At 65.8% G+C, this 13,126-nt stretch carries 11 protein-coding genes; 4 read left to right on the top strand and 7 right to left on the bottom strand.

Annotated elements, in window-relative coordinates:
• The 3 genes from ccoN to IQ16_RS04185 all read right to left on the bottom strand — a co-directional run bounded on the left by ccoN (position 1) and on the right by IQ16_RS04185 (position 3,346).
• On the bottom strand, positions 1-1,650 hold the full coding sequence (ccoN, locus tag IQ16_RS04195) for a cytochrome-c oxidase, cbb3-type subunit I (protein ID WP_018646864.1): 1,650 nt from the start codon (positions 1,648-1,650) through the stop codon (positions 1-3).
• A 399-nt stretch (positions 1,651-2,049) separates the two neighbouring features.
• The gene (locus IQ16_RS04190; protein ID WP_018646863.1) at positions 2,050-2,475 is read right to left on the bottom strand and encodes a CBS domain-containing protein; all 426 of its coding nucleotides are present in this window, start codon (positions 2,473-2,475) and stop codon (positions 2,050-2,052) included.
• Positions 2,476-2,512: 37 nt separating this feature from the next.
• Positions 2,513-3,346 (bottom strand): universal stress protein, encoded by an 834-nt coding sequence (locus tag IQ16_RS04185; RefSeq protein WP_018646862.1) that lies wholly within the window; start codon positions 3,344-3,346, stop codon positions 2,513-2,515.
• Between the two features lie 207 nt (positions 3,347-3,553).
• Here IQ16_RS04185 and fixL point away from each other — a divergent pair, with 207 nt between their 5' ends.
• The 4 genes from fixL to IQ16_RS04165 all read left to right on the top strand — a co-directional run bounded on the left by fixL (position 3,554) and on the right by IQ16_RS04165 (position 7,005).
• The gene (gene fixL, locus IQ16_RS04180; protein ID WP_018646861.1) at positions 3,554-5,071 is read left to right on the top strand and encodes a sensor protein FixL; all 1,518 of its coding nucleotides are present in this window, start codon (positions 3,554-3,556) and stop codon (positions 5,069-5,071) included.
• Positions 5,072-5,074: 3 nt separating this feature from the next.
• Positions 5,075-5,692: a response regulator FixJ gene (gene fixJ, locus IQ16_RS04175; RefSeq protein ID WP_018646860.1), complete on the top strand. Its 618-nt coding sequence runs from the start codon at positions 5,075-5,077 to the stop codon at positions 5,690-5,692.
• An 88-nt stretch (positions 5,693-5,780) separates the two neighbouring features.
• Positions 5,781-6,203: a response regulator gene (locus IQ16_RS04170; RefSeq protein ID WP_018646859.1), complete on the top strand. Its 423-nt coding sequence runs from the start codon at positions 5,781-5,783 to the stop codon at positions 6,201-6,203.
• A gap of 103 nt (positions 6,204-6,306) precedes the next feature.
• Positions 6,307-7,005 (top strand): helix-turn-helix domain-containing protein, encoded by a 699-nt coding sequence (locus tag IQ16_RS04165; protein WP_026312589.1) that lies wholly within the window; start codon positions 6,307-6,309, stop codon positions 7,003-7,005.
• 39 nt (positions 7,006-7,044) lie between these two features.
• Here IQ16_RS04165 and IQ16_RS04160 read toward each other — a convergent pair whose 3' ends face one another.
• The 4 genes from IQ16_RS04160 to IQ16_RS04145 are packed head-to-tail and all read right to left on the bottom strand — an operon-like array spanning position 7,045 to position 12,964.
• On the bottom strand, positions 7,045-8,358 hold the full coding sequence (locus tag IQ16_RS04160) for an MFS transporter (protein WP_018646857.1): 1,314 nt from the start codon (positions 8,356-8,358) through the stop codon (positions 7,045-7,047).
• A gap of 23 nt (positions 8,359-8,381) precedes the next feature.
• The gene (locus tag IQ16_RS45485; protein ID WP_026312588.1) at positions 8,382-8,915 is read right to left on the bottom strand and encodes a PRC-barrel domain-containing protein; all 534 of its coding nucleotides are present in this window, start codon (positions 8,913-8,915) and stop codon (positions 8,382-8,384) included.
• A 23-nt stretch (positions 8,916-8,938) separates the two neighbouring features.
• Entirely contained in the window at positions 8,939-11,143 is a 2,205-nt protein-coding gene (locus tag IQ16_RS04150; RefSeq protein ID WP_018646855.1) for an amylo-alpha-1,6-glucosidase, read from the bottom strand.
• Between the two features lie 57 nt (positions 11,144-11,200).
• Complete coding sequence (locus IQ16_RS04145) at positions 11,201-12,964, bottom strand: ABC transporter ATP-binding protein (protein WP_018646854.1); 1,764 nt, start codon at positions 12,962-12,964, stop codon at positions 11,201-11,203.
• Positions 12,965-13,126 lie beyond the last annotated feature (162 nt).

The raw sequence follows: 13,126 nt of genomic DNA, 5'->3' as shown, positions 1-13,126 counted from the left end.
TCATTCCGCCGGCTGAAGAGCGACGGGCATCTGGACTTCCCGTTCGCCGACGCGAACCGTCATCCAGAGATTGTAGGCCATGATCAGCGAGCCGATCAGGAACAGGCCGCCGCCTGCGGCGCGGATGATGTAGAAGGGATGCATCGCCTCGACGGTTTCGATGAAGGAATATTCGAGGAAGCCGAGCGAGGTGTAGGCGCGCCACATCAGGCCCTGGAGGATGCCGGACACCCACATCGCCGAGATGTAGAGAACGATGCCGAGCGTGGCGACCCAGAAGTGCCAGTTGACGAGCTTCAGGCTGTAGAGGCCCTTGCGATTCCAGGCCCACGGCACCAGGCAGTACAGCGCGCCGAAGGAGACGAAGCCGACCCAGCCGAGCGCGCCGGAGTGGACGTGGCCGATGGTCCAGTCGGTGTAGTGGCTGAGCGAGTTGACCACCTTGATCGACATCATCGGGCCTTCGAAGGTCGACATGCCGTAGAAGGCGACGGAGACCACCAGCATGCGCAGCACGGGGTCGGTGCGTAGCTTGTCCCAGGCGCCCGACAGCGTCATCAGGCCGTTGATCATGCCGCCCCAGGAGGGCATCCACAGCATGATCGAGAAGGTCATGCCGAGCGTCTGCGTCCAGTCGGGCAGCGCCGTGTAGTGCAGATGGTGGGGACCGGCCCAGATGTAGAGGAAGATCAGCGCCCAGAAGTGGATGATCGACAGGCGGTAGGAATAGATCGGCCGGTCGGCGCGCTTCGGAATGAAGTAGTACATGATGGCGAGGAAGCCGGCGGTCAGGAAGAAGCCGACCGCGTTATGGCCGTACCACCACTGGAACATCGCATCCTGGATGCCGCCCCAGGCGACGTAGGACTTCGAGCCGAACGCCGAGACGGGAAGCGCCGGGTTGTTGCCGAGATGCAGCACCGCGATCGTCACGATGAAGGCGAGGTAGAACCAGTTCGCGACGAAGATGTGCGGTTCCTTGCGCTTGATGACGGTGACGAGGAAGACGAGCAGATAGACCACCCAGACGATGGTCAGCCACAGGTCCGCGTACCATTCCGGCTCGGCATATTCCTTCGACTGGGTGACGCCGAGCAGATAGCCCGTGCCCGCGACGAGGATGAAGAAGTTGTAGCCGATCACGACGAACCAGGGCGCGAGATCGCCGGCGAGGCGAACGCGACAGGACTTCTGCACGACGTAGAAGGAGCTCGCGATCAGCACGTTGCCGCCGAAGGCGAAGATCACGGCCGAGGTGTGCAGCGGCCGCAACCGGCCGAACTGAATCCAGGGCAGATCGAAGTTCAGCGCAGGCCAGGCCAGTTGCGAGGCGATGATGAGACCGACGAGGAAGCCGGCGATGCCCCAGAACATCGCCATGAAGGAGCTGAACTTGATCGGCCCCATGTTGTAGTTGGGGCGGCCGTTGATCTCCGCCGGCGGCAGCGCCGCCGGACGCTCGAAGTAGCGGTTGATGATGACGAACACCGCGGCCAGGCTCGCCGCCGCGCTGAGCGCCGCATGGAAGGCGAACGGCGCGTCGAGCGCCTTGGCCGAGGCGATCACGCAGAGGAAGGCGGTGGCTGCGAACACGACAGCCAGGCCGCTTTCACCGATGGTCATGGATTTGGAGATGGAGGGCTGGCTCATGCGGATTCTCTCTGAAAGAACACGGAGCCAGAAACCACATTGACCCTCGCGGGGAATTGATTGAAATCAAGACAAATGGATTTCTGCTAAATGTGAGACGGCTGCCGGTTGGCTCCGCGAGCCCAGAAATCGTAGGGTGGGCAAAGGCGCACTTGCGCCGTGCCCACCATCCATCCAACACCGCAACAGAAACGGTGGGCACGCTTCGCTTTGCCCACCCTACGACTGCGGGGCAGAAGACACGTGGCAGGCAGCGTGCCTGTGGCCATCCTTCGAGACGCCCGCAAGGGCGGGCTCCGCAGGATGAGGTCTTGTTTCCCGGCGAAGTCTTAGACCCTCATGGTGAGGAGCCCGCCCTTGCGGGCGTCTCGAACCATGCAGGCCGAGCACTTGCCGACTTCAATCCCCCGCGGTTGCCTTGAGCGCCTTGATGACGTCTTCGCGGGCGATGATTCCGACCAGCTTCTGTGCGCCGTCGAGCACGATGATGCTCCTGATGCGGTGCTCGACCATGATCTGGAGCACGCGCGTCAGGCGCGTGTCGGGGCTGACATAGATGAACTCCGCCGTCATAACGTCGCCGATCTTGCGGCTCATCAGGTCATGATATCGCGGCAGCATCTGGTTTGGGGTGAAGGCGAAGCATTTCAGGATGTCGAACTTGGTGACGATGCCGACCACCTGTCCGTCGTCCTCGACCGGATAGGAGTTGAAATCGTCGCGCTCGAACATCTCGCTGAGCTCGAGCATGTTGCGGTCGCGCTGCACCGTCTTGACGCTGCGCGTCATGTAGCCACTGGCGGTCTGCTCGAGAAATCTGTACACGGCGCGTCCTCCTCAACTCGCTATGGCCGACCGGCCGTCAGTGCGACAGCAGCACGCAACGCGTGGATTGCGTGACAAGATACTGGGTGACGCCGCCCAGGACCAGCTCACGGAACCTCGAATGCCCGTAGGCGCCCGCCACGATCAAACCAGCACCGACGTCGCCGGCGACCTTCTCCAATTGCACGGCGGCGGGTTCGTTCCGCGCGGCCTCCGAGGCGCGCGCGGCCGCGGTGACGCCGTGACGGGCGAGCCAGGCGGCGACGTCGGTGACGCCGGCCATCACGCGCGAACGGTCGTCGTCCGGCTCCGGAATTTCGACGATGGTGACGTCCCTCGCCTTGCGCAGCATCGGCAGCGCGTCCGCCACCGCCCGCCGCGCCTCCGGCGTATCCTTCCACGCCACCAGCACGCTCCGCAGATCGAGCCAGTTGGCCCGGTCGGGCACGGCGAGAAGCGGACGCCCGAGCTGCATCACCAGATCCTTGGGGCTTGCCAGCGCGAAAGCGTCGGAGAAGGCCGGGCTCTGGCCGCCGCTGACGACGATGTCGGCGCAGCGCGCCTGCGCCAGGACGAAGCGCGTCGGAAAATCCTGGGCGCTGCGCCACTCCGCGAGCCCGCCACGATTCTTCGTCGCGGCGCGGAATTGCGCCTCCAGACCCGCCAGGCGCCGCTTGATGGAAGCTTCGCCCTCGTCGATCAGCCCCTGGGCCTCGGCGCCGTCAGTGAAATAGAGCGGCGGCGCGAACCGCGCCGCGGCGACCCCGACGATGGCCGCTTCGAATCGCTCGGCGAGCTCGCCCGCGACCTGAAGACGCGCCTCGTTGGATTGATCGAGCGCCAGGCTGACCATCACGGTCGCGTATGTCATCGGGCTTCTCCGCACGGCTGTGAACTGGCGCGAAATCTAGCCTCGCCGCTGCAAGGCAGGATGAGGTAGATCAAATTGCCGGTGCCGGCTTGCGGGAAATCCCGCAATGGAATCAGACATCCGAACTTGCCTCCGGCCCGCCCATGGGCGAAATTGCCCTCACGTCTGGCGGCACCGTGCCCGCCGCACCAGAATGGGAGCCATCGATTGTCGCCGACCCGCGTAACGCATCCGCCGGACGATGGTCGCGGCGAGCATTTCCGGGTCCGGATCGAGGGATTCGGCGTCGGCACCTGGGATCTCGACCTCGCAACGCGGGAACTGGACTGGTCGGACACCGCCAGGACCCTGCTTGGTATCGCGCAGGACCAGCCGGCGAGCTACGACCTCTTCCTGTCGCAGCTCGAGCCCCGGGATCGCGACCGCGTGGAAAGCGCGATCGAGCACGTCAGCGAACGCGGCGGCGGCTTCGACGTATCCTTCAAGGTCGCGGGCGCCTCCAACGGAGGGCAATGGATCCGCGCCCGCGCCGGCGTCATTCGCGACGAAGCCGGCTCGGCCCGCCATCTCAGCGGCATCTTCCTCGATATCGACCAGGAGAAGCAGGTCGAGAGTGCGCTGCGGACCCGCGAGACGCACCTCCGCTCGATCCTCCACACGATCCCCGACGCCATGATCGTCATCGACGGCCACGGCATCATCCAGCTGTTCAGCACGGCGGCCGAGCGCCTGTTCGGCTGGTCCGAGCATGAGGCGATCGGCCAGAATGTCAGCATCCTGATGCCGGAGCCGGACCGCTCCCGGCATGACAGCTACATTGCGCGCTACCGCACGACCAGCGATCCCCACATCATCGGCATCGGCCGCATCGTGACGGGCAAGCGACGCGACGGCACCACCTTCCCGATGCACCTGTCGATCGGCGAGATGCAGTCCGGCGGCGAGCCCTATTTCACCGGCTTCGTCCGCGACCTCACCGAGCACCAGCAGACTCAGGCGCGGCTCCAGGAGCTGCAATCCGAGCTGGTCCACGTCTCGCGGCTGAGCGCCATGGGCGAGATGGCGTCCGCGCTCGCGCACGAGCTCAACCAGCCGCTGGCGGCGATCAGCAACTACATGAAGGGCTCGCGGCGGCTGCTCGCCGGCAGCGTCGATCCCAACACACCGAAGATCGAGAGCGCGCTGGACCGTGCTGCCGAGCAGGCGCTGCGCGCCGGCCAGATCATCCGGCGCCTGCGCGACTTCGTCGCCCGCGGCGAATCGGAGAAGCGGGTCGAGAGCCTGTCCAAGCTGATCGAGGAGGCAGGCGCGCTCGGGCTCGCCGGCGCGCGCGAGCAGAACGTGCAGCTCCGCTTCAGCCTCGATCCGGAAGCCGACCTCGTTCTCGCCGACCGGGTGCAGATCCAGCAGGTGCTGGTCAACCTGTTCCGCAACGCACTGGAGGCGATGGCGCAGTCGCCGCGGCGCGAGCTCGTCGTCACCAACACGCCCGTCGCCGACGACATGATCGAGATCGAGGTGTCCGACACCGGCTCCGGCTTCCAGGACGACGTCATTCCAAACCTGTTTCAGACTTTCTTCACCACCAAGGACACCGGCATGGGCGTGGGACTGTCCATCAGCCGCTCGATCATCGAGGCTCACGGCGGGCGCATGTGGGCCGAGAGCAACGCATCGGGCGGGGCGACATTCCGCTTCACCCTCCCGGCAGCCGACGAGAATTGATGCATGACGACCAAAGGACATGTCTACGTCATCGATGACGACGACGCGATGCGGGACTCGCTGAACTTTCTGCTGGATTCCTCCGGCTTCGGCGTCACGCTGTTCGACAACGCGCAGAGCTTCATCGACGCCCTGCCCGGCCTTGCCTTCGGCTGCGTCGTCTCCGACGTACGCATGCCGGGCCTCGACGGCATCGAGCTCCTGAAGCGCATGAAGGCGCAGCAGAGCCCGTTTCCGATCCTGATCATGACCGGGCACGGCGACGTGCCGCTCGCGGTCGAGGCGATGAAGCTCGGGGCGGTCGACTTCCTCGAGAAGCCGTTCGAGGACGATCGTCTCACCGCCATGATCGAGACGGCGATCCGTCAGGCCGAGCCGGCCGCCAAGAACGAGGCCGTCGCGCAGGACATCGCGGCCCGGGTCGCATCCTTGAGTCCCCGGGAGCGCCAGGTCATGGAGGGACTGATCGCAGGTCTTTCCAACAAGCTGATCGCCCGCGAATACGACATCAGCCCGCGCACCATCGAGGTGTACCGGGCCAACGTCATGACCAAGATGCAGGCCAACTCTCTCTCGGAGCTGGTCCGCCTCGCGATGCGCGCCGGCATGCTCAACGATTGAGCCGAACCGGCTTGAGGCAAATCGGCTTGAGGCAAGTCGGCTTGAGGCAAGTCAAGGCGGTTGTGGCCACCTGTGCTAGCCAGTCAGAATGATCGAGATTGGCTCGCACCCTCAGCGTGTCCCGATGGCGTCATCGGCAAAGCCCACTGTCTACGTGGTCGACGACGATGCCGCCGTGCTGGGCTCCCTGCGCTTCCTGCTGGAAACCGACGGCTTCGCCGTGCGGACCTTCAAGAATGCGACGGCGCTGCTCAATGCCGCCGGAGCGCCGGGCGCGGACTGCTATGTGATCGACTACAAGATGCCCGATATCAACGGGATCGACCTCGCCGGCCGCCTGCGCAAGTCCGACAGCGACACGCCCGTGATCCTGATCACCGGCTATCCGGACGAGAACATCTCGACCCGGGCGGCTGCAGTGGGCGTCAAGGACGTGGTTTTGAAGCCGCTTCTCGATGAAAACCTGGTCAAGTGCATCCGCCACGCCATCCAGGACCGCCGCGGTAATTGACCTACGGGATTCTACGTAGGTAAACGTCCTTAAGATAACGCGCGAAATTTCCGGATTGCGCAAACCCGGGTAGCGATGTTCCATCACAACGGAGATGGCGCAGATGCTGACCCAGACACTCAAGACCCAGGCGATCAACACCCAGATCGGTGGCAAGATTGCTCCTGCCCACCCCGTTTCCGACCAGTTCGGCGCGGTCACCGGCCATGTCGGCCTCGTCGCCACCGAGTTCTCCTATCGCAAGGACGAGGAGATCTATGGCGAGGACGAGCCCGCCGAATATGTCTACCAGGTCGTGTCGGGCGCGGTGCGCAGCTACAAGCTTCTCTCAGACGGTCGCCGCCAGATCGGCGCCTTCCATCTTCCCGGCGACGTGTTCGGCCTCGAATCCGGCGCCACCCACCGCCTCGCCGCCGAGGCCATCATCGACACCAATGTGCGCCTCGTGAAGCGCGCCAGCCTCGAGAAGGCCGCCGGCACCGACGTTCAGGTCGCCCGCAAGCTCTGGGCCATGACGGCGTCCGAGCTGCGTCACGCCGAAGACCACATGCTGCTGCTCGGCCGCAAGACCGCGATGGAGCGCGTTGCGACCTTCCTGCTCGAAATGGACCGCCGCCTCGCGGTTGCCGGCATGATGGCGCTGCCGATGTGCCGCCGCGACATCGGCGACTATCTCGGCCTCACGCTCGAAACCGTGTCGCGTGCGCTGTCCCAGCTGCACACCCAGGGCATTCTCGGCTTCTCCGGTGCCCGCCAGATCGTGCTGCGCAACCGCCAGCGCCTGCACAATCTCGACGCCTGACATTCTTCCTCCCTGCCTACTTTGGCCGGCTGAAATTCTTCAGCCGGCCATTTCTTTCGTCACGGCCATGCCGGTGCGCCGGGTCTCCGGCATCACGAGCAGGATCAGCAACAGCCCCGTCGCGGCGACGCCGGACAGCCCGATGAAGGCGGTGGCGTTGCCGAACTTGTCGCTGACATAGCCGCCGAGCGCCGTGCTCAGCGACGCGCCGATGCCGGTCGCGGTGCCGACGATGCCCTGCGCCAGGTTGAAATGACCGCTGCCGAAGGCGACGTCGGCGACGATCAGCGGAATCATCACCGCGAACACCGCCGCGGTGATGCCGTCGAACACCTGCACCGCAACCAGCAGATAGGGATCGCGCACGGTCGCGAACAGCAGACCGCGAATCGTCAGCGCGCCGAATCCGATCAACAGCAGCGGCCGCCGGCCCCAGGCTTGCGCCTTGCGCCCGACGGTCGGCGACAGCAGCGCCACGATCGCCTGCGGCACGATGATGCAGGCCGCGACCAGCACAGTCGCCCACTGGCTCGACCGCGCCGTCACTGCGCTTGCCATCAGCGGCATCATCGCCGCGTTCGCGAGCTGCAACAGCAGCACGCTGAGCGCGAAGACGATGAGCGGACGCTGCCGGATCAAATGCCAGACATTGGTGTCGCCGCGGTCGGCGGCTTCCGGCGGCATCTCGCCGTGACAGCGCCTGATGTCGACCTCCTCCTCGCGGATCCGCGACAGCGCGATCAGGGTCGGGATCGCGAGCAGGAAGGTGACCAGGAACACCGAGCGGCTCGACAAGAGATATCCGGCCGTGCCCATCACGGCGGCGGCGACGCCGTTGCCGAGCGAGGCGAAGCGCGCGTTGCGGCCGAGCCGCTCGCCGATCGCGAGCGGGCCGACCAGGCCGAGGCTGATCGCCGCGATCGCCGGCCCCAGCACGCAGCTCGCCATCGCATGCAGCGTGGCGGCCGTCACCACCACGGGGAAGACCGGCATCGCCGCATAGGCGAGCGCGCAGGCGCCGATGGTCGCGATCGCGAGCGCCGCGACCAGCCGTTCGGACTTCGCCGCGTCGATGATCGCGCCGCCCGGCATCTGTCCGATCAGGGCGACGATGCCGCCGATCGACAGCACGAGGCCGATCTCGACCTGGGTCCATTTCTGCGTGGTCAGGTAGACCGCGATGAAGGGACCGAAGCCGGTCTGCACGTCGGCGAGGAAGAAGATGAACCAGTCGAGGCCGCGCAGGCTCTGACGCGATGGCGCCGGAATGCCCGCAGGCGGCAGCGCGGCGACGTTGTCCCGTTCAACGTGGCCATCGCGATCTGCATGGTTCGGCTTCCTGGACAACAGCACAGGCGGTCAGCCCTCCCGGCACCTCACTGGATCGCTTGCAGCGGTTGAAGGCTGCCGGACGCGCCGAGCACGACCATCGGCGTGTCTTCCTTGTATTCCGGCGCAGCCGCGACCTGCGCCTTGGTCAGTTCCAGCGTGATGCTGTCCTTCTTGTTGGCAATCTTGCCGAACCGCATCGCGTTCCAGTCCACCACGATCTTGCGGCTGCCGACGCCGAGGAACCCGCCGAAATCGATCACCGCCGCGCGCACGTGCCCGTCCCGGTCGACGATGACATCGACGATGCGGCCCATGTCCTCGTCGGCGGCGCTGCGCACGTCGCGGCCGAGCACGCCATGTGCATCGCTCGCGCCGATGATGGTGACCGACGGCGGCGGCGCGGCGTCCTTCGGCGTGACGGGAACGGTCGAGGCCGGCGGCTGGGCCGTCGGCGGCGCATTCGCTTCAGTCTGGCCCGCGGGCGGCCCGTCGGCGGCGCGCGTGGCGGCGACCGCCAGGCCCGCCACGACGGCCACGCCCAAGGTTAGCGCTCGGGTTAGCGCTCCGATCGCACGCATAACACCCTCCTCACGGCGCGCCGCTAGCGCGCCAGCACGATCGACACCTGGATCTGGCCGCGCGTGCGCAACACCTCCAGCGCCACGTCGTCGCCGTGGCGGCTGACGCGTAGATCCACGCTGGAATCGCCGAGGCGCAGATCGCGCAGGATGACCTCGTTCAGGAACGCCGGCAGATGCGGATTGCGCAGGCGAATCTCGCCGCGCGCCACGTCGAACTCGATGCCCAGCGCCGCCTCCAGCAGCGTGAACGGCGTCGCGCTGGCCCAGGCCTGCGGCGCGCAGGCGACCGGATAGAGCGTCGGGCCGCGCCGCTTCTCGCGCCGGAAGCCGCAGAACAATTCGGGCAGCCGGCGCAGGTCCATATAGGTGGCGGCATCGAACAGCCCCTTGAAGACATGCGCCACCGAATGCTTGAGGCCGTAGCGCGCGAGCCCAAGCGCGATCAGCGCGTTGTCGTGCGGCCAGATCGATCCGTCGTGATAGGACATCGGGTTGTAGCGCACCTCGCCGACGGCGACGGTGCGGATACCCCAGCCCGAGAAGAAATGCGGCCGCATCAGGTCGGCGGCGACGAGACGGGCGCGGTCCTCCCGGATCATGCCGCTGAACAGCACTTGCCCGGCATTGGAGGTCCGCACCTTGCAGGGCCGCTTCTTGCCGTCGAGGGCCAGGGCGTAGGTGCCGAGCTCCTCGCACCAGAACGCCTGCTCGAAGCGCTCGGCCAGTGCCTTGGCCTCGGCCTCGAACTTGCGCACGAGGTCCGGCTTGCCGAGGCGCAGCGCGCAGCGCGCCGCCAGCTGCTTTGCCATATAGACGTAGCCCTGGACCTCCGCGAGCGCGATATTGCCTTCCGCGAGCTGGCCGTCGGCATGGAAGATGGCGTCGTAGGAATCCTTCCAGCCCTGGTTGGCGAGCCCCTTCTCCGTCGCGCGCTGGTATTCGACGAAGCCGTCGTGGTCGGGATCGCCGGGACCGTCGATCCAGGCGAGCCCCGCCTCGATCGCGGGCCACAGCTCGATCAACGTCTTCTCGTCACCGGTGCGCTCGAAATAGCTTCCGGCGAGCAGCACGAACAGCGCGGTCGAATCGACGCTGCCGTAATATTGCGCGAACGGCACCTCGCGCAGCGCCGCCATCTCTCCGCCGCGCATCTCGTGCAGGATCTTGCCGGGCGCGGCATCGGCCAGTGGATCGATCGCCTTGGCCTGGAAATGCGAGAGCCGTCTCAGCACGCCCTTGGCGATCCGCGGATCGATCCACAGCATCTGCAGCGCGGTGATCAGTCCGTCGCGCCCGAAGGTCGTCGAGTACCAGGGAATGCCGGCATAGGGATAGCGGCCCTGCGGCGTCTCCGTCATCAGCATGTTGAGGTCGGCCATGGCCTGGCACAGCACCTCGTTGAAGATGTTGTTGGAGGTCTCGATGCTGGCCGCGCCCATGGTCGATTGCCGCATCTCGCGGCGGTGTGCGAGCAGGCCCCTGAAGAAGCGCGCCGGCTTCTCGGTGACCGGCCGGTTGCACAACGCTGCCACGAACAGCGATTTCGACTGGTGCGGATCCAGCTCGAGCTGCCAGGTGGCGGCATTGACCGAGAGCCGCGTCGGACGCGGATCGAAATGCAGGCCGGTGGTGCGCTCGCGATCGTCGAGCCCGCGATATTCGAACAGCACGTCGGTCGGCCCGAGCAGCCGGCTCGTACCCGTCCCGCGGCGCGGCCGCCGCTCGCCGCGGACCTCGAACAGATCGGCGAAGTCGTTGTCGAACAGCAGCGTCAGCTCGAAGCCGGCAGGCCGGTCGCCGTGGTTCTGCACGCCGATGCGCTGATAGGCCGTGCCGCGCCACAGGAACACCGTGCGCACGATGTGCAGCAGGTCCTTTTGCAGCACGAGGCTGCCCTCGCGGTAGATGTCGGGGTTGGTGAGATCGACGGTCAGCGCCGAATTGTCGTCGCGCAGGTTGGAGCCGAGCAGCAGGGGCTGGAGATCGTCGAGCACGAGCTCGAGCCGCGCGAGATAGCGGGTGTCGTGGTGAAACAGCCCGTCCGGCCCGCCGGCCGATGCGCCGATGTCGCCATGACTGTCAAGCACGATGAAGGTGTCATCGTGCTTGAGCGAGCGTCGCGGGCGCGCCGACGGCCCCGTCATCGGGATATAGAAGGGCTGCTCGACGACCTGCTCCACGGTCCGCGTCACTGAGACGAACTTGGTGATGACTTCGCCTGCCATGAGCTGCTCCCCTGCGCTTGTTTCGAGACGCAACCAACGCGAACGCGACTGTCGGCCTTACGCGGCGACTTTCGCGAGCCGGCTCATCTCCTGCGTCACCAGCTCACGGTAGGGGCCGTGGCCCTGCATCAGCCGGTCGGGCGCGCCGTCCTCGATGATCCTGCCGGCCTTGAGCACCACCACGCGATCGAAATTGCGCAGCGTCGCCAGGCGATGCGCGATCGCAACCACGGTGCGGCCGCGCATCAGGCGTGTCAGCGCCTCGCGGATCGCCTCCTCGGACTCGCTGTCGAGCGCGGCCGTGGCCTCGTCGAGCAGCAGGATCGGCGCGTCCTTCAGGAAGGCGCGCGCGATGGCAATGCGCTGGCGCTGGCCGCCGGACATCTTGACACCGCGGTCGCCGACCATGGTGTCGAGGCCCTCAGGCAGGCTCTCGACGAAGTCGCAGCGCGCCGCAATCGCCGCGCGCAGCACCTCGTCGTCGGTCGCGTTCGGCCGCCCATAGCGGATATTCTCGCGGATCGAGCGATGAAACAAGGAAATATCTTGCGGCACCACCGAGATCGCCTCGCGCAGGCTCAGCTGGATCACCTTGGAGATGTCCTGACCGTCGATGGTGACGCTGCCCTCGTCGACATCGTAGAAGCGCTGAAGCAGGGTAAACAGCGTCGACTTGCCGCCGCCGGAATGGCCGACGAGACCAACGCGCTGGCCGGGCTGCAGCCGCAGGCTGAAGCGCTCGAAGATCTTCTCACCCCCGGGATAGCCGAAGGTGACGTTGTTGAATGCGATCGCGGCGCCGCTCTTGACCAGGGGTTCGGCCTCGGGATGGTCGCGCAATTCGTGCGGCACCAGCAGTGTCGCAATCGCCTCGGTGAGGCGGGCGACGTGCTGGGTGACGTCGACCAGCGCCACCGCCAGATCACGCGTCGCATTGAGGATGGAGAGGCCGAGCGTGCAGACCAGGACGACGTCGCCGGTGGTCGCCTCGCCCTGCTGCCAGAGCGTGATGGCCCAGGCCATCAGCGCCACCGTCAGGAGCACGGTCACGCCGGCATGGGTCAGCCGCAGCTTCTCGAGATAGCGCAGGCTGCGGCCGCGCGCGGTGAGCTCGCGATTGACGGTCGCATCGAACCGTTCGTGCTCATGGCTGATGCCGCAGAAGGCACGGACCAGCGGCATGTTGCTGATGACGTCGATCATCTCGCCGTCGACGACAGCGGCCTTGTCGGCGAAGTCGTCGTGTAGCGGCTTGCCGGCGGCAGCCAAATGGAACATCGCGATCACCATACCGCCGGCGATCACGATCAGGCCGAGCGCCATATAGGGACTGACGGTTCCAATCAGCATGATTGCCGCAATTGTGGCAATGCACGGCGGCAGGACATTCCAGACGAACATGTTCTCGACCGTGAACACCGCATTCGAGGTCGCGGTGATACGGCTCGTCAGCATGCCGGGCATGCGATCGGAGAAATAGCTCGGCGCGTGCCCGGTCAGATGGCGAAAGATGTCACGCCTGAGATCGCCGGTGACGCGAACGAAGGTGAAGCTCGCCGTCCAGCTCGCGATCCGCCACAGGAAGTTGTCGGCGGCGATCAGTGACATGAGCAGAATGAATGCCAGCCATACTCTGCCACCATGCGCAGTTCCCGCCGACAAACTGTCGACCAGGGATTTGACGCCGTACTGCGTGCCCACGGAGCAGGCAACGGCCGCCACGACGGCGGTCAGGATCACCAGATGTGATGTGAGGCGACGCCGGAGATAGCGCAAGACAAAGGCAAATGGTCTGCGCGCGTATCCAGAAAGCTGATCCATATGGCTGTCGCCCCATCGTGATTTTCGATTTTGGTGTTGATCGATTGAACATCGACCGCTCCGTCCCGGTTCCCGGGCGCGGTGATCACGACATGCGGATGCGGACGATCTGCGAAGATGTGATGGCAGCATCGCGACCATTCCCAACGTGTCGAATAAGTA

Origin of the sequence: Bradyrhizobium huanghuaihaiense, assembly GCF_007830635.1 — a bacterium.
Taxonomy (GTDB): domain Bacteria; phylum Pseudomonadota; class Alphaproteobacteria; order Rhizobiales; family Xanthobacteraceae; genus Bradyrhizobium; species Bradyrhizobium huanghuaihaiense.
This window is presented reverse-complemented; position numbering and strand designations above follow the sequence as displayed.

Bases quoted from the DNA above. Each gene is read 5' to 3' on its own strand.
- IQ16_RS04185 (WP_018646862.1), bottom strand. From the start codon at position 3,346: ATGACATACGCGACCGTGATGGTCAGCCTGGCGCTCGATCAATCCAAC.
- fixJ (WP_018646860.1), top strand. From the start codon at position 5,075: ATGACGACCAAAGGACATGTCTACGTCATCGATGACGACGACGCGATG.
- IQ16_RS04170 (WP_018646859.1), top strand. From the start codon at position 5,781: ATGATCGAGATTGGCTCGCACCCTCAGCGTGTCCCGATGGCGTCATCG.
- IQ16_RS45485 (WP_026312588.1), bottom strand. From the start codon at position 8,915: ATGCGTGCGATCGGAGCGCTAACCCGAGCGCTAACCTTGGGCGTGGCC.
- IQ16_RS04165 (WP_026312589.1), top strand. From the start codon at position 6,307: ATGCTGACCCAGACACTCAAGACCCAGGCGATCAACACCCAGATCGGT.
- ccoN (WP_018646864.1), bottom strand. From the start codon at position 1,650: ATGAGCCAGCCCTCCATCTCCAAATCCATGACCATCGGTGAAAGCGGC.
- IQ16_RS04150 (WP_018646855.1), bottom strand. From the start codon at position 11,143: ATGGCAGGCGAAGTCATCACCAAGTTCGTCTCAGTGACGCGGACCGTG.
- IQ16_RS04145 (WP_018646854.1), bottom strand. From the start codon at position 12,964: ATGGATCAGCTTTCTGGATACGCGCGCAGACCATTTGCCTTTGTCTTG.